We start from the raw sequence: 18097 nt of genomic DNA on the forward strand, positions 1-18097 counted from the left end.
TCAGCCGCAACAGCTTTAGCAATCCCAGACGAACAGTTATTTTATGAAAATTTGCGGCCGAAGTCTCATTTTTATGCGCTTCGCACTCAACTGGAATGGATGCTCGATCGGCAGCGACGTGAAAATTATGAAGATTATATCATTAAGCAAGGGCAAATAGCGGGTCATAAAAGTTTAGTAGCGTCGAATTTGGAAAAAGCCTCTGATTTTGCTGTTGCTAATCTCTTTTACTACTTCAGAGTCCGAGATGAATCGGAAGAGGAATTAGAATTAGATGCCGATCGAACTACAACTGATACCAATACTCCTACCGTTTTTGTTGAATCTTCCCCCAGCCATAAGGTTAAGCAACAAATTTATGAAAAAGTCAAAGCCGTTGTTGCCAAGCAACTAGAAGTTGATGCAAGTGAAGTCACCATCAACGCTAATTTTGCCAATAATTTAGGAGCCGATTCTCTCGATGCAGTAGAGCTAATCATGGCGATCGAGGAGGAATTCGACATTGAAATTCCCGATGAAGCTGCGGAGAACATAGAAACGGTTCAACAGGCTGTTGATTACATTTACAAAAAAGTTGCTGTTTAAAAAGCAAAGACAGTAACCAAGTTCAAATTCCTGAAACAGAAAAAAGCACTAGAAAGACTTCAAGGTTTAATGTAATACCAACTCAGAAGAGCGATCGGTGTAGGTACACAGCACTGCCGTTTCCCTACCAGGAACTCAGGCACAGCGGAAAACAAATTCTGTACGAGCCATGTCATTTTTAGTACAACAATAATCAAAGAAAATGAAGTCTAAATCAGTTACACAAATCAGCGGTCTTCCCGGTCAATTAGTCGGTGCAGTTCCACTCCGAACCAGCGGAACTGGAACTATTAAAATTATTGGGGACACCTTACAAGGAAATTTCACTTCATTTTTTGGCTTAGAAATCAAAGAAATTGTCATTCCCATTCAAAATGTCAAAGCAGTTGAAATTGGGGAAGGCTGTACTTGGTGGCTGCTCGGACTCGGAATTTTAACCCTCGGTTTCTTCTTCATTGGTATTATATTTATTGTGTTGGCTTTTGTTGTAAAACAGCGTTATATTGTCATTTATACAAGTAGAAATAATCTGATTCTGTTTTGTGCAAAAAATGATAAAATCAACCAGTTTCGGAACGAAATTATAGAAGCTTGTCGTCCTAAACTGAGCTATATTTCCCGACCCTCTCAGTCTCCACCAGCGCCACCTTCTTTAGCCAAAGTGATTGATACTTAGCTAAATTTACCAGGGCGATTGCTATTTCTACCAAAGTGCGATCGGCTCTTCTCTTGAAGAAAGCACGAAGCGCGGTTAGAACAAAAAAGTTAGGGACATACAGTTTAAGGAGTAAAAATCTAATGCAACTAATTTTGGCAGAATTTTGTGGACGCTGGGGCTGTTCTTGGTGGGAGAACATTATCACCATCATCTTGGTTAGTCTGAAGGGTAAGGGTGCTGTACTATTGCTGGGATTATTGCTGATGTCGATATTTTTGGTCGTTCTAATATTGCTAGTAGGCTTGATAAGCTGTTCAGCATCTAAAACGCATATTGCATAGTATAATATGATGATATTTATAAAAAGTCAATGCCTACTAAAAACTTCCTCAGTTCCGAGACAAGGGAAAATCTTCAACAAGTATTAAAGGAGCATGAGCATCCAGACATTCGGCAAAGAGCCTTAATTTTTTTATTGCTAAATAGCGGAAATACACAAGCTCAAACTGCTGAACTAATAGGATGCTCTCTGAGAAAGATTGCTTATTGGAGCATTCATGGTGATCCTGATAATTTAGACACTTTTAAAGATAATAGGATGAAGGGTAATTACCGAAAAGCCACAGAAGAATACATTAATTTACTTTTAGAAACAGTTGAAGTAGAACCTGAGAAATATGGCTATGAATTCGGGAGATGGACAACAGCTAGACTTGCCATATATCTAGGAGAGAAAACAGGAATCGAGTTGAGTAGTACCCAAGTAAGGAGAATTTTAAAATCAAAAAAGTATGTTTACCTTTGGGCTAAATACAGCTTGAAGGATAAGCAAAATGCCGTAGAAAGGGGTTTATTTAAAGATAAATTAGCTGAGTATTTAAGAATAGAAAAAGAATCTCCAAACCTATTGCAGGTATGGTTTTGGGATGAAAGTGGATTTAGTTTAAGAGTAATTAGAAGGAAAAACTGGTGTAAAAAGGGTACTCGAAGTAATAAAAGAGGAGACCGACGAAAAGGTCGTATTAATGTTATGGGTGGAGTGAGATACTCAGACAAAAAAAGATGGGTAGATTTTATTCCATCTGGTAATTCTGCTAATTTTTATGCTGTGCTGAAAACTTTTTATGAAGATTTAAAATCCGAGTGGATATTGCAAGGAAATTTAGCGGAAGAATTTGAAGATAAAGGCTGTAAATTTGTGATAATCTTGGACAACGCTAGTTTTCATAAAAAAGCAGCGACTTTGCAGAAAATAGCGTCAGAGATGCCGAATCTAATCATAGAGTTTTTGCCCAAGTATAGCCCGGACTATAACTTAGTTGAATTAGTCTGGCATTCTGCCAAGGAATATGTTGCTAATAGATTATTTGAATCCATTGAAAAATTAGAAGCACTGTTACATAAACTGTTAAATGAAGGAGGACTAATTATGAAATGGAACCGAAAAATAAAAAATAAAGGTAACTTAGTTAATGCAGTTTAGATGTTTGACAGCTTATTTTAGCTTTGATGGTTGCCAGTGCCTATTTGCTGAGACGCAAATATTACAAAATCCTTGCAGGAATTGCTCTGAGCGGTGTAATTGCTATTGCCATCATGACTGTCACCAGACCCCTAGATTGGAGCAAACCTTCGATCGCACAAGTCATGTCTAGCCGATCGCCGATGTGGACTCTCTCAGCCCGTGGCATCAAAAAACGCCCGCTATTTGGATGGGGATTTGACGGTTTCGGCATTGCCTATCCCTACATCCGAAATCCTCAAGTAACTCCGATTGTTGTAAATTTAGACGAGTTTACTTACGACTATATTAACATAAAAGCTGAAATCAGCACTAGAGAAATTCCTACTTACAAAGCTCACAATTGGATTCTGGATACAACCCTATCAGTTGGCATCTTAGGGCTGCTTGCTGGCATTGCAGTTTGGGGATATTATGTATGTTTAGCCATGAATTCGTATCTGCGCGGTATTGAAGCAGTTGCTATTGCTTATTTCATTTTTACTTTCACTTGGTTCGACTGCGCTCAATACGCACATATTGCTTGGTGGATCATGAGTCTCGCCGCAGTTAAATCCGCTTCTGCTACTCGTTTTTCTCGTTTACGATCGCAGTCTGGGCAATTACCAATTACTAATTAGCAATTACCCATTCCCCAATCTTACATTTCCTGCATCAACCGCAAATAATTCTGCCGCATCTGCGTCATATTTTCCATCATTCTATTAGCCATATCTTTCTCAACATCGCTCATTTGTTGCCAAAATAAAGCCGATCTCCTCGCCATAATTGCTTCTTCCCAAAGCATCTCCAAAAGTTGCGCCGCCATTGGGTTTTCAGCATCGATAATCCCACACAATTGCTCGAAGGCCCGGTTGGCTTCGGTGTGAGTGCTAACATCCTGAACCAGGCTTAGGCATTTTTTCAGTTGTACGATCGGATTTTCAGAAGAGTAAGCCATAATTTCACTAAGATAAGCGACAAAATTTACAATGATACCTTTGACATTACTAGAGTTTTGACACTCCCCGGCAGACCAGCGCGGGGATTCTTAAGACAGCAATTTGAGTCTTAAAGGCGATGCCAAAGCACCTCTACCGATTCCACTTAGATCTAGTCCAAGCATTATCGCTACTTTTCTAGCAATATTTGCACAACCATTACAATCTGCATTGATTAGCCAACCTTGAGCCGTTCTGTACAAACCGCGCTTAATTCGTTTGCCACTAGGAAGCCACCCTTCGGGTTTTTCGCCAAATTTAGGTAGCAAGTCATTATCGACAAACGAAGCTTTGGAAGAATATGATTCTTCAGCTTCAACAAACCTTAAACCGTATTGCTCGCACAGTTGAGCTATTCTATCTTTCAGTCTGCCCGTAGGGATTTGCACAAACTTTTGATTAGTGTTGCTTCCCATATTGACAGACTCTTTTTGTCCTTTGTTCCAACCAAAAATAACTGTACCGATTTGGTTGTCTAAGCAGTGCTGAATTACTTTTCTTGCTGCTTTGTTGACGGCATCTCGCATTTGGCGATTACGTTTTTCAGTTAAGCCTGCCAATCTTTTAGACCAGTAGCCGTTGGCTTTCCCTTTCATGAGAAAAGCAACCCGTTTGTTATATCCTTGATTGAGGGACTTGAGATGTTTGCCGTCAACGATAAAACTTGTGCCGATATTGCTCAAGCAGGTTAGCCAGTTGTCTATTCCGTGGTCAATTGCTAAGCATTTGGCAGGGTCTACATTCGCTTGGACATCCTCTGTTTTGTAAATCAATTCCAAGTAGAAACAGCCATTCCGGGGAAGAATGCGATACTCTCGAATTGTTTTAAAATCTAGATTAGATGGCATTGGTAGGAAAAACGCATCTAACCCGAACCACGCTTTAACCTTGCTCAAGAGAGGAAATCGCAGCATCCCATTCTTAAGTTTTACGGATCTTCCTGTAAACGTTACAAGTGCCATTCCACCTTTACGGTATCCCGGCAATTTAGGGTGTTGCGTAACCGTTCCATTTTTGATTCCTCTGAGTAAGCCCATAAAAGACTTAAAAGACTCTGCTACCCCTGTCAGAATTTGCTGAGCTGTATCTGAATAGAACGCTTGATAGTGCAGGTTTCTATCTTCAGTTCCCAAGACTTTGTGTAGCTTAGCCCGGTTCGGAATCTTGCCAGTTTTAAAGTATATTTGGCGAGAATAATAGATACCGCAATTAGTAAGCTTTGCCGACTCGGAACACAGATATTCAAGAATCGCTTGAATGCTTGAATCAGCTCGAATTAGATTTTGTTGACAACCAAACATTGCTGAATCCTCCTATAATTTATAGTACAGCAAAAAGCAGGACAATCTATTAATAAATATTTAGATTTTATATTAAAAAGGCGAAGAAAAAACCGGCCACTGAAGAAGGGGCTTCAGACCCAATAATTTGGTGACACAGCCGTAGAGTTCCCTACATACCAGCGCCAAGGCAAATCCATGCCTTGAGAAATCCCGATCCGCGTAGTTTGCACAAAATTTATTGTACCCTCCTCCACAGCTTGCTGAAATTGCTCGCTCCGGTGTTCCAACCGCAGCGGTTGGCCTGCACCCAAGGGAAAACCGCTTAAAGTTCGATCGATCCCCAGTACCTTACACAGTTTGCCAGGCCCGGCGGCGAGGCGCGATCGCTTCTTCTCAGGAATTGCAGCGAATTCTTTGGGAACCACATCTACCTGCAAAGCTCGAATCAGCACAGCACTAGCAACTCCCTCTGCATCCGTCACGACATTAAAACAGTGATACATCCCGTAGATTAAGTAAACGTAGCTCATACCCGGAGGCCCGAACATCACCTCATTGCGAGGAGTTCGCTTTCGGTAAGCGTGACAAGCGGGATCTCCCGGGCCGTAAGCTTCGGTTTCGACAATAATTCCCCGAATCGTCTCGCCGTCAGGAAACTGCCGCACCAACGAACATCCCAGCAAATCTGGCGCTACGCTGGTAGATGGCCGCGCCAGCCAAAAAGATTCTACAATCTGAGTATTTGCACTCACTCAACAACAGCAGGTAAATTATGGACGTTAAGTTAGTTTTAGCAGTCTTGACAGCAGTTTTCACCGTTTGCTGTCTGTTCTTCGGCACAAAAAACGGATTCTACGATACTGACAAGTATCATGGTAACGGTTCTGCTCACTAATTTTAGGCGATTGTTAGTTGCTTAAAAAAACCGCCGCCTGTCAGTCAGGCGACGGTTTTTTTTTATGAACCACAGAGGCCACAGAGGACGCAGAGAAAGAGAAAGAGAGAGCGGAAAGAATGAAAAGAAGTTGACAAATGATGACACAGCAGATTGCTGTATTTGCTGCAATTAAGGATGAATTTTGCCATCGGGCATTTTAGTTTCTTGCAAGCTAGCATTTGAGAAGTCAGCGCATCCCATGAGGTTGAAACGCATTGTGGCTCCTCGATCCGTTGCTTTCATATTGAAACCAACTACTGCATTTTCTGAGTTATTCTGTTCTGGAACAGCGGTGACATTAAAATCCATATTTGCTTCTTTTTCATTAGCCTCAAGGTTGAAAGTGATGCCAGCACAGCCCAAATCAGCTCCCGTCAGGTTGGCTCTATTTAAGTTGGCATTTTTGAGGTTGGCATTGGTCAACTTGGCTCCTGATAAGTTAGCACCTTCTAGGTTAGCTCCCTGCAAGTTGACTCCTTGCAAGTCTAATCCTTGTAAGTTGGCATTGCTGAAATTGCATTCCGGACACTGTTTTGTTTGCAGCAATTCCTTGACTTGGTTTTGTTGCTGGGAAAATGTTAGATGTTTTACCGCAGTAAATACAACTGCGATGGACAATCCAGCAGTAAATAAATTATTTAATTTCATAAATATCCGAAAAGCTTCGGTGGCTTTCTCTCGCGGTTAATAGATTTCTCCAAGAGTGCGATCGACCTCTCCAGAATTCCCACACTAAAATTGCAGGCATCTCCCACAAGCAGTCGGGCGAAATTAAACACCGCCGGACTTATAAATCCCGCCTCCTTTCCCTCGCCAGTGCTGCTTTGAGTTTCGGACTCGCCCCCTCGGTCTGCTTCACTTTGCTTTGAGCAGTCCACAAGCGGAATTTATTATTACCCGAAGGCGCGCAGTGGCATATACCTGCGGACTGAAATAAAAGAAACTTTATTTATATCCCTGGAAAGAGGAAATTTTCGAGAGACTTGAGGATAATTAATATAGAAACGCAATACTGTAGCTGCGCTGTTAAGTTCTCAGCAACTACTTTGGTCAAAATTGCTTTGAGAAATTAGTTTACTCTAAAAACTGTTGGCAGCAGCTCAGGTTCCTCAACCTCGCCAGAACACACTCTACCTATAATCCCGACAATTCGGAGCGGCAATGAACACAATCAAACCCGAACCCCAAAGCTCGCGCTTCATGGCTCTGCTGCTGACAACGCTGCTGACATTTCCCTTTGTGAGTGCTTGCGGTTCTAGCCAGCAAAATTCCGCTCCTCCGCCTCCTGTTGACAACACTCGCGCTGGAGGAGTGCAAACTAATCGTGCCTCCACTCCTTCCCCACAAGCCAAAAAAGGACTGAGCAATGCTCAAAAAGTAGGGATTACTTTAGCAGGAGCAGCAGCCCTTTACTACATCTACAATCAGCACAAAAATAAACAAGAAAAGGGGCCGCAGGGAAAACATTACCTTTCCAAAAACGGTCGCGTTTACTACCGCGATGCCCAGAATCGCGCGGTCTGGGTAACGCCCCCGCCTGAAGGAATTAAAGTTCCGGAGTCCGAGGCAGCGCGTTACCGCGAATTCCAGGGGTACAACAACCAAAATACCGGTCGAGACCTTACTACCTTGCCGGAAGCTACAAGTCCTGTTCCCGCACAGTAGTCTAAGCATTTGAGATTTTAGATTGCAGGTTCCCTGACTTTCAATTAAATCTGGGATGCCCAATCTAAAACAGTCGTGTTTCAACACATAAAAAAGAGGAACTTTATCATGGTAGATGGATTTTTGCGGAAGTTAAAAGATGCGATCGTCGGGCCAGACAGCGAGCAACTCGATCCTGATGGCAATTACCAAGATGCCTCCAATGCCGGACAGTACGGCAACCTGACTCCAGCCAGCCAAGACCCCTACGGCGACCCGGCTGAGTACGGAGAGTACGGCAACCTGACTCCAGCCAGCCAAGACCCCTACGGCGACCCCGCAGACTACGCCGGTTCTGGAGAGTACGGCAACCTGACTCCAGCCAGCCAAGACCCCTACGGCGACCCCGCAGACTACGCCGGTACAGACTACGGACAGTTCGGCAACCTGACTCCGGCCAGCGAAGACCCCTACGGCGACCCCGCAGACTACGTAGCGGATGCTGGAATGTTCGGCAATGTGAGTCCGGCCAGCGAAGACCCCTACGGCGACCCGGCGGATGAGGAAGGGTTTAGTTAAGTCAGTTGGCTAGAAAATTTACCTGGTAAGCAACAGCACCCCTGCGGGGGTGTTTTTTTGTTGCGAAATACCAAGAGTGAGCGAAAGATGAGCACAAAAGCGAACTCTTGAGGGGAGAGAGAATCTGAAACCCTTAACGGACAAGAGAATTGTTAAACGGAGAGGGTGGGATTTGAACCCACGGTGACATCACTGCCACACTCGGTTTCAAGCCGAGCGCATTCGACCACTCTGCCACCTCTCCCGGCGCATAAATTTTATCATACCAGCAAATGTCTCTAACTACAAATAGCTGCAGATTCAGTGCGCCGATAAAGAATTTGTTCTCTTTCTACCCCGAAATCTTCGCCTACCCATACCAGAGACACTTCCGACACGGCTCCATTTTCCAGCAGGACGATCGAGAAATTCCGCAATTTCGAGCACTCTCTCTCCACAATTCGCGGTACGCTGGCCGCATTCAAATAAACTGTACCCTCCGCACTCACCTCCAGCGACTTCCGCAACTCGTGCTTCGTGTGCCGCAGTTTGTGGTGCATATGACCAAAAGTTACCAGAGGTATGTGCTTCCCAGAACTCCGAGTTCGATCGATCGCCTCCGCAAAATCCGGGTCGCCCCAATCCCCTCCCAGCGGCTTCCAATCTCGCCCGCAGGGGTCTTCAGGAGCCTCTCCTAAGCCCGTCGGACCCGTGTGACCCAAAAAAATCACATTTTCGCAATCGGCATCCGCTGCCGCCCCTGCTATGCGCCGCGCCGACTCCTCAAAACTTTCTACCCCAAACCACTCCGAGTAAAAATCCCCGTACTTCCACTCCGAGCCCCCCCAAGTAAACGGGCGGCTTCCCACCACAGTTACGCCCAATTCTGGAAAATCACGCTTCCCGTAACCGACGTGAGCTTCTCCCATTAAATCTAACTGCTGTTTTACCCAATTTTCTTGAGTGCGATCGTAAGGACACTGACTGCGGCCCCACTCCGTCGCCGTGTACCAAGCGTCGTGGTTCCCAAACACCGCTGCTTTCGGAATGTCCAATTGGGCGATCGCCCGCACCACCTCCACCGACTCATTGCCAAAATCCCCCACAAACAGCACCAAATCAACGCCCAGATGCTTCAGGGCCTCGCCGTCTTCAGGTTCCCAGCGATCGTGAACATCCCCAACCACCGCAATTTTGATAGATTTAGCCTCATTCATGTGATTTGCGTTCGTTCGTTCGATCCCTTACCGCTTAAAAATTCCTACTAAACTTACCAATTTTCGGCAAATCCAGCCTTCACTAATTATACAGTGCAGCCTCTCCCAGGGAATTGGAGATTTGAGATTTGAGATTTGAGATTTGCTCAGCTTTCTTCATCTTTCACTCCAGGGCGCAAAAATTCTCTCCCCCTTTGACATGAGAAGCGATTGGCCTGAAGTTAAGCCCGTTAATCACCGACTCCAACGCCATAAAACTCAAGCGAGTCGGGACAGAACCCCTAGACTGAATTATTCCTCCCTATCAGGTTCCCCCGACCTTTCTTCATCTTCAATTGCAAATTCGCTGATGTAATCTCGCACGACACGCTCGAAGAACAGGGTGGCCGGTAAGCTCGACCAGTCGCTGTAGTGACCGAAACCATAGCGCAGAGATTCAACCAGTGCAGCAAGGCGATCGGGATTGTCATTTTCTTGTCGCAAGGTAACAACAATCTCAAGGGGATTGGGAGTTGTCCACTGACCCAAAAACGGCGGTTTGCTTGCGATTTGGTCAACTTTTAATTTAGCTTTATTTAAAAATTTGCCTTTGGACTCATCAGATTTCTTGGCAGCTTCGTCAACTTTTAAATCAGCATTATTTAAAAGTTTGTCTTGAGAATCATCAGCTTTCTTGGCACCTACGTTAATTTTTGTTGAGCGATAGCAACTTTGACCGCGTAATTTACCTGGTTTTTCATTTCGTACAGATAGATAAGCAACACAACCCGTTTGATTAGTTGCGCTTAGTCGAAATAATCCCTTTACACTAGAGGCTGAAGGAATTTCAAGGGTTGAAGTCAGTTCTTTTTTTGTCCGCGTATCTTCCAGAGAAGTTTCTGTTAAATATCGGACTTTTTTATCGATAATTCCAGGGGCGAGGTCTTGGCGAATCCGAATTATCCGCGCGCCTTTCCATTCTTGCTCCATATGTTCGTGCAAGGGGCTTCCCGACTGGGTTTCAAAATTAATCTGATTTGCATTCATTTTAGAATCGGCAAGCCAAGACCAAAGTTTCACGCAGTTGGAAGAATCGATCGTAACTAATGGTTGATTTCCCTCCTCTACAGAATTGGAAATAATCTGCTTGACAAATTCCATGAAACGATTCCGACGCACATCTTCTTTGTCAGCCAGTTTCACGGGGGAGATTTGGGAAATGAAGGCGATCGCATCAGAAAACTTGCTCCAAGGACTGATTTGTAAACTATTCCTATCATAAGCACAGCACAGTTCGCACTCGCCTGTCTCCACGTTGAGACGCATAGCAACTGGTAAAAATGTCTTCTCAATAGAGCCGCGAGTGCGACCTTTCTGTTTGCGGACGATCGTAATCCCAATAATTTCTTTTGGTCTGGCTTCTTGAGGAGTATCTTTTAGCCATTTGTCAACCTTTTCTTTGACATCATCAATGCGGCCAGAATGAGCCCAAAGTAAGTCTTTTAGAGCCGCTTGCACTCGATGGGAAAAATTATCGAGGTTGAGAATATTTTTGTCCTTACTTTTTTCAATCGGTAGCAGAAACTGCACGCAAGAACCAGCGATTTTAGCCAGTGCTTGACGGGATGAGGGTTTATTCACCGAATCGTCATGTTTGTTGTCTGGATACCATTCCCGTGCCATTACCAGGCAAAAAGTTCGCTGTTTGCGTAAAGCAAGTTGTTGGACGATCGACTCCCAGGCTTTTATGCGGTTTTGCGATCGCTCTTTCGCTTTCAAATTTGCACCTGGCAATGACTCTCTCGGCCCGTGAGTGTTTGCTGGCAAACGATTAGCCATGAGTTCGATCGCATCACCCCAGAGAACTGGAATCATTGCTTGCAGCAGTTTCACTTCGGTTTGGCATTGTTCTTCGTAAAAGACAACAAGCAACAGTCTTTCGTTAGGATATAGCCGACGCATAGCTTCCTGGTTTGCCTGAATCATCGCCTTGAGTTCTTTTAATTGACAAACCAATTTAAGGGCTTTTCTGCCTTTTGCAATATTATCTAAATTGGTATCAAGGTGTTTAGTGAGCAAGCTGTTTAACTCATTGTCCTCAAAGCTTTCTAGATATTTGGGAGTCAAATCATAGCAGTCGTCTTTTTCGAGAACTTCTAAAGCAGCACCTAACAGAGTAGGCAAATTAATCATGCGTGAAGCTGTATCATCTAATTTGTGGCTTTCACCTCTCTTAAATTTTACAGGATAGTAATTATCAAAAGCTTTAAAACCGATAGGTTCAAGAATTGTGGCTATCGCCTCAAAAGCTTCTAATTTATCAATTTCCGGTACACCAGCATCAATTCCGTGTTTTCCTTCTTGCAGTCGGTTGCGGTAAGTTAATACTACTTTACAGCTATCCGTTGAAGCTTTCCCCAAAGCAATTTGGGAACCATCAATATTTTGACCGTTAGGGGTTTTCAGCGGGAGTTTTAGCTTGCCGCGCAAGGCTTCAAAATCTTTATCGATCGCCCAAAACCAATTTTTCTTTTTGTCGGGTTGATTTTTCTCAGGTTTTTCGGAATCGGAAAGCACCGTGTAGCGAAAGGTGCGATCGCTATAATCATCAGAAAAGACAAAGCCGCTAATATTTGCTGAGTTATAGCGTGCAGGTTGTAACCCACTTAACCAGCGGCGTTTGGAAACATCTATCTTCAATAAAGGCTGGTGCAAAGAAGGATAGGTTACAACTTCTAAGCGTACCACCAGACTGAATGTTCCTGTAGTGTCGGGTAGAGTAATGGGATCGGTAATCAATTCTGCCATCCCAGTTGTGAGGCTACCACTGCTGGAAATAACCCGCTTCATTGTTCCTAGCCCCTGAAAAATCTCTTTTCCGGCGATCGCACGAGCTGCATAATCGACTAACACGCGATAATCATAATTGTTGCTGTGTTTTGTAGTTCCTGTATTTGGATTCCATTTCCAAGGTAAAACTTGAGACTCAGACGGAGTAATTGTTAACAACTCCTTTCGATCGTGCAAATCTTCCAAACGGTCGATAACTTCCACTAGCCCATCTTCTTTTTCAGCAAAAGGTTTTAGGAAATTTGTTATCCACTCGTTGATAATTGGGCGTAACGCTTTCTGGATATCTTGTGTACTTTCGGAATTTAAGTAAGCAAATGGTTCCGGCTCATTTACACTTTTAGAATTCAACGAATAGTTACTCAAACCTACATTTGACTGAATCCGTGCGGCACTGTCAAGTCCTACTTCTAACAAACCTCGCAGCGAGGCATAAGGGAGATTTTTGATGGCTGAATCGCCCTTGCAAGCAGCTTTTTGGATAGTTGAAAGCTCATGTAAAGCAGATTTTGTCCAACCTAGTGTCAAGCCTTTGACTGTTACTGGCTCGATATTATCTGGCACGGTAAAAGCTAGGGTAATTTCTTTCAGACTCTTATTCGCAAGAGGAATGTAAAGAGTGTCTGAAACCACAGTAGCTTCAGTTTCTTCGTCATCATCGGATTCGATTTCGTCAAAAATGTCGTCGTTCATGGTTGCATCTCCAATAATAGTGGTTTCCTTTATAGTCCTGGACGCATGGGGGCCAGAAACCGGGTTTTTTTACGAAAATATTTCGTTACAGCCCGTAGATTCGGTAAAAAACCCGGTTTCTTTGGTCTGAGTGCGTCCAGGACTGCTTTACTTCGCCGTCGCGATCGAATTCAATTTCGTCCAAAATTTCGTCGTTCATGCTTACATCTCCAATAAAGGCGAAAAATCATTAAAATCGTCTTCTTCCTCTGTCAAACCTTCTGAATCGCGTAAACTTTCCGGGTAAACTATGCCATTAATGCGCCGCAGGGGCTCCAGAAATGCACCGTAAAGTTCTTGATAAATTTCTCGAATCACTGGATCGGGATGCTTGACGCATTCTTCTAAAATAATTCGCATCTGAACTAGCATACTGTCCCGCCCGGAGTCAGGTTCATTTTTAGTAGATTTAATTGCCCAAGCTGCATCGACAAAGTAAACTTGTACGGGACATCCATTTCGCATCCCGCGCCCAATTGTTTGCAAAATCCCAACCATCTGATTTGCCGTAAACGGTTTAAATAAATCTTCACCCAAACGGCTAGCCATGAGAGGTTCGCGTAACAGCCGATTAGCCGTTTTCCAGAGTAGTTTTCGGGACTGTTTCCAAGTATTATAAATTGCTGGCAAGTCTTCGGATTCAGTAAAAACTCGACTGTCAAATTCTTGGGTAGCTTTTCCGGCTAGACTGTACAAAAGTTGCGTATCGTCAGTCGTGGGGTGGGGACGGGTGAGGAAATAAATTGTACCAATGGCTGCATCGAGTTGCCTATCTCCTTTGGTGAAAACAATATTTACGCCTCTACCAATTGCCAACATCGGAAAAATGATAATATCGCAAGTTTCATCATCTCCTAAAGCCTCGCACTGAGCCGTGGTAACGAAATCAGTGGGTTGCTCTCCGTTTTTGAGAAAATTAACAACTGCTTTGGTTCTTTTGCCGATTTCTGGATGGTAATCGTTGATAAAATTCTTAACGTTCCGAGCTTGTTCATAGCTGTTAACAATTAAGGCAGCTTTGCGGTAAATACCATGTTGCACGTCAAAGTTGAGGATGGATTTGTAAATTTCAGATTTCTTGGTTCCTCCTTGCACCAGCGCGTCTACCATTTTTTTTAAATTACGATCTCGCAGTTCGCCTGCACCGCTATATCGGAGAGGTTCATCGCGCGATTCGCGATCTGGCAGCCATTTGAAGCGGTAAATGCTCTTTTTGGGAGCGTGTTCTGTTTGCCGCGGTTTCAGCAGATAATCCGGCCCAGAGTTAATGTGATAAGCAGGACTTGCTTCGAGAAATGAGGTAGCTGAAGTCATTAAAACTGCCGGCCCTGTCAGTTCGCCATCTGCCTTAAATAACTGATGAAAACGGTGCATTAACATCCGAGGCGCGCCCACAAAAATAATATAAGACAGTTCCACATTTCGGGCTTGAGAGCGAGTAGTTTGTGCCGATTCACAACTGTATTTCACGCCCGAAAAAGACCCCAAAATATTCTCAGGAATCAGTTGTCGCAGTTCCGGTGTTGCCGTTGATTCGACAATCGGTTCCCGAATCAGTCCTTCTGCTACCATTGTTCTAGTTTGCGGTACGATCCGCTGATAGCCTAAAATCACGAAAGTAACGCAAACAAGTAAGGTAATCGTATCCTGAGCTTCGCCTGATGCAGTGCCATCCTTAAAACACAAAGGCAAAAACAATTCGGCAATTTCTTTGACTATTTTATCGCGCCGTTCGATCAGATTCTCCGCTAAATAACGACGAAAATAAAGAATTTGAGTTTCCCATTGCTGTTTGAGCGTGTCGGCGTTTATTCCCAGCCTTTGAGCGCACAGATCCATGTTTAGCCGATCGTGCGGTTCAATGCCCGTGCGATCGTAAAAAGCATGGTAAGCAGCCGTTTCCCAGAATTCTTTCAAGGCTCGACTTTTGCTAAATCCCTGTTTGACTTCATCTTCGTCAAGGCGATCGCGTTTAGAAGTTTTCTCAAAGCCATCCAACAAATCGCTGACTATTCTCAGAACGGTTAATAACTGATTCTCATAGCGTTTGCCGACTGGCGATGAGGGCATATTTTGAACGGCAGTAATTAACGATGTGTTGTGATTGCCAAATTCTGCTAGATCGCGGCTATAAAGTTCTACATCTCGATCGAACAATCGATAATTTTCGCCGCGAGCAAAACGATTGTGAATTTGTTCTTGAATGACTAAATGGATAGAATCTGCCGCACCTGAAAGTTTTAAAGTTGCCGCACCGTAAGCATCCAGAGTTGATTGCACCATATCTGCTTCGTCAAAAACTACGACATCAAATGTCCGGGCAATTAATTCAAAATAACGAATGCGATCGCGAATGGCATGGGGTGGTACTTCAGTATCCATTGAGAGAACGTGGCCGACCCAAATATCGGCATCTAGCAAATCGCGGGGTGCTTTGTGGCGGCCGCACATCGTCCAAACCGGACAAAGATACTTTTTCATTTGCCCTTTTTTGCCACCGCTTTGTAAAATTTCCTTGCAGGGTGCATAACCAAATCCCCACATCGAAGTATCAGCAGTAGAAAACGCAGGTAAGACGCAATTTAAGCCAAAAACTTCTGCCTGTTCCAAACTATAGGCAAAGCCGCCATTTCCCCCTGATGCTGCGATCGCCTCGGCAATATTGTTAGCGTGTCGGCGACGAGTTCCATCGCTTTGACCGACTAGCATTCCCACTTTAATTTCGTGAAATGCTAGTTCTGCCATGTACTGTCTGGCAACTTCAATAGAGGGAAACACAAACATCGCTTTATAACCGCGTTTTCCCAACCATACAGCTATCAATACGAGCAAAGTTGTTTTGCCCGATCCAGGCAGTCCAATTAAGTGCTTGATGCCTTCTAATTCGATGACTGTTTCTTCCCGCAAACCCTGACCAATTTCTGGCACTTTAATTGCAAAATGTTCAAACCGTTGTACCCAGCTACCCCGTCTTTTTTCAGGGTGATTTGCTTCGCGTTCATCCATCTCAACTGCTAACTCGTACAGTTCCGCAAGGGGAATGCGGATTTTTGCTTTCGGCAGGCGATCGAGGGAATGGGTGCGGCGCGGCGCAAGTGGGGCTGCGATCGGCCCAATTGGCACTCTCGCGGCTGTTGTTTCTTCACCTAAAGCAACGGCCATTTGCTGGCGGGGATCGGCAAAGGTGGCGCTGTAAAATTGGTGTGCCAAAGGCTGGCCCAGAATTTGACGTGCTTGGGCAATTAAAGGGTCTTCTAGGGGGTCTGTGCGTTGAAAGTGAAGTGTTTCTAAGTTAATTTTATAGGTTCCTTGAGTTTTGTTGCGGTAGTGGCGATCGTTATAAATAGCAACGGCGTGTTTCACTGACTGTTCTGTCACGTAAGCCAGCGACATCAGGCGCATATTGAAAATGGCTTGGCGGGCTTTTGTCAACGCGGGTGCATTGATGATACTCGCCATTCCCGATATCGTTAAAGGGGCATATTCTAGGGAATTAGTCTCAATAAATTCTGCCATCAAGACACACAGCCAGCAAATGCGATCTATTCCCGTCCAGAAATCTGGTTTAATTCTCATATTTGATTTTCTTTAACAACTGTATGACTTGTGAAACAGACAGAATTTCGAGACTAGCAGGATCGCCTTTTTTATCGATCGCTGACTGGAAAGTAGAGAGGTAATCGGGCCGCTCCTCAATTAATTGGTCGCTGACGGCAATGATGCGGCGGCGGTAGTGAATCAGCCCTCCGATGCCAGTGCGGTTGAGGCGCAAAGCAAGGGAGACAGGACTGGTGTATGACTTAGCATCAATACCAATATTGCGACCGTTAATTGCTACATCGCATAGGTCTGATTCTGGGTAAAGTTCGGCATCTAGTCCGTTTTTTATGGCAGCCTTAAAAATTGCTAATTCGTCGATCGCCGGCCCAGTCCAATAGGTTAAAATTTGCGGTTGGGCAATCAGCAATCGGTCTTGGTTTGGGTCTAATTTCTCCGAAACTTTTGCTGTTGAGGAGTTGTGACCGAGGCATTGGCGAATCGGACATCGCCCATCGGGAAAAAGTTCTTTATTGGGATAGGGGCGCATCAGCGTACCGCAATACGCGCAGCGATGAGCGTGTCCGTCAATTAACCAGACATCCGGCACGCTATCAAAAAAGGTGTCAACAATCATTCCCTGTAAAGGGGTTAAATCGTTATCACGTAAATACTCTAAGAGTTGGTGTTCTCCGATGAGCGATCGGCTGCCAAATAGCGCTCGCAAAGCCGTATAAGCTTTGTGCTGGCGGCGAATTCCCAATCGTTCAGTTGCGTCGCGCAACCGTTGGTACAGGCGGTGTTCGATGATATTATCTTCGCCAAAAGTGCCTTTACTGTTGGCAATTACTGCACAATCTGGGGTTGGCACTCGCAAGTCTGGATCGATGAGAATTACTTGACCAGAGTCAAAATCGGCGTGACAAAAAATATCTAATTCCCACTTATTGAGGGGATATCTAGCACGTTCCAAAACCGTATGCACGCAAGCGGCGCGATCGCTTTGTCCGGATTCGATATACAGCCTGCCCAACTTGCACATAGCCCGATAAAGTTCCGATGGCATACTATCATCGTCTTGGCGAACGATGTCTCGATTGAGAATTCTTGTGTATTGTCGCAGAATTCCCTGGGCCAGCAATATAACAGTATCTTCAGCCAGATCGATCGTGCTGGCGTGTCCTGTGGGTAATGGCAATGTCGTTGTTTGCATTTGTGGCAACCAGGTTGGGTCTTGACCATCAGCCTCGGCAAGAATTTGTTGCTCCAATGTTGCGTCTGGGAATGAGGGTAAAACTTGAACGATCGCGGCCAGTGTCCAGCCTTTCTTGAGCAAAAGTGCTGTTGCCAGTCCTTCTAAAATCTGCCGAAACCGAAATTCTTGACCTTTCGGCTGTGACAGGAGTTGCTTGGATCTCCACGATCGCACAGTTCGTAAGGCTGGTGGTTCCACAGATAGCCCAAGCTGCTCAATCCGTCGTTTTAGTTCTTTTGTCAGAAACTCAGCAGTTCCCTCCCACTGGCGATCGTCTTCAAAGTACATAGATGTATAAAACCAACCACTTTACATCGTATACTGATTACAGTAAACGATGTAAATAAAGGATGTCAATAG

The 18097-nt window shown here is 44.5% G+C and carries 16 protein-coding genes and 1 tRNA gene; 7 read left to right on the plus strand and 10 right to left on the minus strand.

Features of this window, described 5'->3' with window-relative positions; all coding sequences use genetic code 11:
- Positions 1-354 precede the first annotated feature (354 nt).
- The 4 genes from acpP (at position 355) to QUA00_RS03940 (ending at position 3385) form a co-directional block, all read left to right on the plus strand.
- A complete protein-coding gene (gene acpP / locus QUA00_RS03925; protein WP_333283457.1) occupies positions 355-585 on the plus strand; it encodes an acyl carrier protein in 231 nt (76 codons plus the stop codon).
- A 202-nt stretch (positions 586-787) separates the two neighbouring features.
- Positions 788-1261, plus strand: coding sequence for a hypothetical protein (locus QUA00_RS03930; RefSeq protein ID WP_333408741.1), 474 nt, complete (start codon positions 788-790; stop codon positions 1259-1261).
- Between the two features lie 352 nt (positions 1262-1613).
- A complete protein-coding gene (locus QUA00_RS03935) occupies positions 1614-2726 on the plus strand; it encodes an IS630 family transposase (protein ID WP_333408742.1) in 1113 nt (370 codons plus the stop codon).
- A 26-nt stretch (positions 2727-2752) separates the two neighbouring features.
- Positions 2753-3385, plus strand: a complete 633-nt coding sequence (locus tag QUA00_RS03940) for an O-antigen ligase family protein (RefSeq protein WP_333408743.1) — start codon at positions 2753-2755, stop codon at positions 3383-3385.
- Positions 3386-3405: 20 nt separating this feature from the next.
- Here QUA00_RS03940 and QUA00_RS03945 read toward each other — a convergent pair whose 3' ends face one another.
- The 3 genes from QUA00_RS03945 to QUA00_RS03955 form a co-directional block, all read right to left on the minus strand.
- Entirely contained in the window at positions 3406-3705 is a 300-nt protein-coding gene (locus QUA00_RS03945; protein ID WP_006633230.1) for a hypothetical protein, read from the minus strand.
- Positions 3706-3795: 90 nt separating this feature from the next.
- A complete protein-coding gene (locus QUA00_RS03950; RefSeq protein ID WP_333408744.1) occupies positions 3796-5046 on the minus strand; it encodes a transposase in 1251 nt (416 codons plus the stop codon).
- 113 nt (positions 5047-5159) lie between these two features.
- Positions 5160-5780, minus strand: coding sequence for a DNA-3-methyladenine glycosylase (locus QUA00_RS03955; protein WP_333408745.1), 621 nt, complete (start codon positions 5778-5780; stop codon positions 5160-5162).
- Positions 5781-5800: 20 nt separating this feature from the next.
- On the opposite strand from QUA00_RS03955, the gene QUA00_RS03960 reads away from it, so the two are divergent.
- On the plus strand, positions 5801-5923 hold the full coding sequence (locus QUA00_RS03960; RefSeq protein ID WP_006633228.1) for a hypothetical protein: 123 nt from the start codon (positions 5801-5803) through the stop codon (positions 5921-5923).
- A 171-nt stretch (positions 5924-6094) separates the two neighbouring features.
- Here the strand turns inward: QUA00_RS03960 and QUA00_RS03965 are convergent, their stop codons facing one another.
- Together QUA00_RS03965 and QUA00_RS03970 are read right to left on the minus strand one after the other, a co-directional pair.
- Positions 6095-6613, minus strand: coding sequence for a pentapeptide repeat-containing protein (locus QUA00_RS03965; protein WP_333408746.1), 519 nt, complete (start codon positions 6611-6613; stop codon positions 6095-6097).
- Positions 6610-6843: a hypothetical protein gene (locus QUA00_RS03970; protein WP_333408747.1), complete on the minus strand. Its 234-nt coding sequence runs from the start codon at positions 6841-6843 to the stop codon at positions 6610-6612. Before QUA00_RS03970 ends, QUA00_RS03965 begins: the two co-directional genes overlap by 4 nt.
- Before the next feature lie 283 nt (positions 6844-7126).
- Between QUA00_RS03970 and QUA00_RS03975 the strand changes: the two genes are divergently transcribed.
- Together QUA00_RS03975 and QUA00_RS03980 are read left to right on the plus strand one after the other, a co-directional pair.
- Positions 7127-7630, plus strand: a complete 504-nt coding sequence (locus QUA00_RS03975; protein ID WP_333408749.1) for a hypothetical protein — start codon at positions 7127-7129, stop codon at positions 7628-7630.
- Between the two features lie 108 nt (positions 7631-7738).
- The gene (locus QUA00_RS03980) at positions 7739-8188 is read left to right on the plus strand and encodes a translation initiation factor (protein ID WP_333142649.1); all 450 of its coding nucleotides are present in this window, start codon (positions 7739-7741) and stop codon (positions 8186-8188) included.
- A 157-nt stretch (positions 8189-8345) separates the two neighbouring features.
- Here QUA00_RS03980 and QUA00_RS03985 read toward each other — a convergent pair.
- From QUA00_RS03985 to QUA00_RS04005, 5 genes are all read right to left on the minus strand, one after another.
- Positions 8346-8432, minus strand: a tRNA-Ser gene (locus QUA00_RS03985).
- Positions 8433-8466: 34 nt separating this feature from the next.
- A complete protein-coding gene (locus QUA00_RS03990; protein ID WP_333408750.1) occupies positions 8467-9384 on the minus strand; it encodes a TIGR04168 family protein in 918 nt (305 codons plus the stop codon).
- 291 nt (positions 9385-9675) lie between these two features.
- Positions 9676-12906, minus strand: coding sequence for an RNaseH domain-containing protein (locus QUA00_RS03995; RefSeq protein WP_333142651.1), 3231 nt, complete (start codon positions 12904-12906; stop codon positions 9676-9678).
- 201 nt (positions 12907-13107) lie between these two features.
- Positions 13108-16521, minus strand: coding sequence for a pPIWI_RE_Z domain-containing protein (locus QUA00_RS04000; protein ID WP_333408752.1), 3414 nt, complete (start codon positions 16519-16521; stop codon positions 13108-13110).
- Positions 16511-18025 carry a restriction endonuclease-related protein gene (locus QUA00_RS04005; protein WP_333408753.1) on the minus strand — a complete coding sequence of 505 codons (1515 nt, stop codon included), beginning with the start codon at positions 18023-18025 and terminating at the stop codon, positions 16511-16513. The genes QUA00_RS04000 and QUA00_RS04005 overlap by 11 nt, the downstream gene beginning before the upstream one ends.
- Positions 18026-18097 lie beyond the last annotated feature (72 nt).

Origin of the sequence: Microcoleus sp. T2B6, assembly GCF_036700475.1 — a bacterium.
Lineage (GTDB): Bacteria > Cyanobacteriota > Cyanobacteriia > Cyanobacteriales > Microcoleaceae > Microcoleus.

Bases quoted from the DNA above. Each gene is read 5' to 3' on its own strand.
- QUA00_RS03930 (WP_333408741.1), top strand. From the start codon at position 788: ATGAAGTCTAAATCAGTTACACAAATCAGCGGTCTTCCCGGTCAATTA.
- QUA00_RS03935 (WP_333408742.1), top strand. From the start codon at position 1,614: ATGCCTACTAAAAACTTCCTCAGTTCCGAGACAAGGGAAAATCTTCAA.
- QUA00_RS03940 (WP_333408743.1), top strand. From the start codon at position 2,753: ATGGTTGCCAGTGCCTATTTGCTGAGACGCAAATATTACAAAATCCTT.
- QUA00_RS03945 (WP_006633230.1), bottom strand. From the start codon at position 3,705: ATGGCTTACTCTTCTGAAAATCCGATCGTACAACTGAAAAAATGCCTA.
- QUA00_RS03950 (WP_333408744.1), bottom strand. From the start codon at position 5,046: ATGTTTGGTTGTCAACAAAATCTAATTCGAGCTGATTCAAGCATTCAA.
- QUA00_RS03960 (WP_006633228.1), top strand. From the start codon at position 5,801: ATGGACGTTAAGTTAGTTTTAGCAGTCTTGACAGCAGTTTTCACCGTT.
- QUA00_RS03965 (WP_333408746.1), bottom strand. From the start codon at position 6,613: ATGAAATTAAATAATTTATTTACTGCTGGATTGTCCATCGCAGTTGTA.
- QUA00_RS03975 (WP_333408749.1), top strand. From the start codon at position 7,127: ATGAACACAATCAAACCCGAACCCCAAAGCTCGCGCTTCATGGCTCTG.
- QUA00_RS03980 (WP_333142649.1), top strand. From the start codon at position 7,739: ATGGTAGATGGATTTTTGCGGAAGTTAAAAGATGCGATCGTCGGGCCA.
- QUA00_RS03990 (WP_333408750.1), bottom strand. From the start codon at position 9,384: ATGAATGAGGCTAAATCTATCAAAATTGCGGTGGTTGGGGATGTTCAC.
- QUA00_RS03995 (WP_333142651.1), bottom strand. From the start codon at position 12,906: ATGAACGACGACATTTTTGACGAAATCGAATCCGATGATGACGAAGAA.
- QUA00_RS04000 (WP_333408752.1), bottom strand. From the start codon at position 16,521: ATGAGAATTAAACCAGATTTCTGGACGGGAATAGATCGCATTTGCTGG.
- QUA00_RS04005 (WP_333408753.1), bottom strand. From the start codon at position 18,025: ATGTACTTTGAAGACGATCGCCAGTGGGAGGGAACTGCTGAGTTTCTG.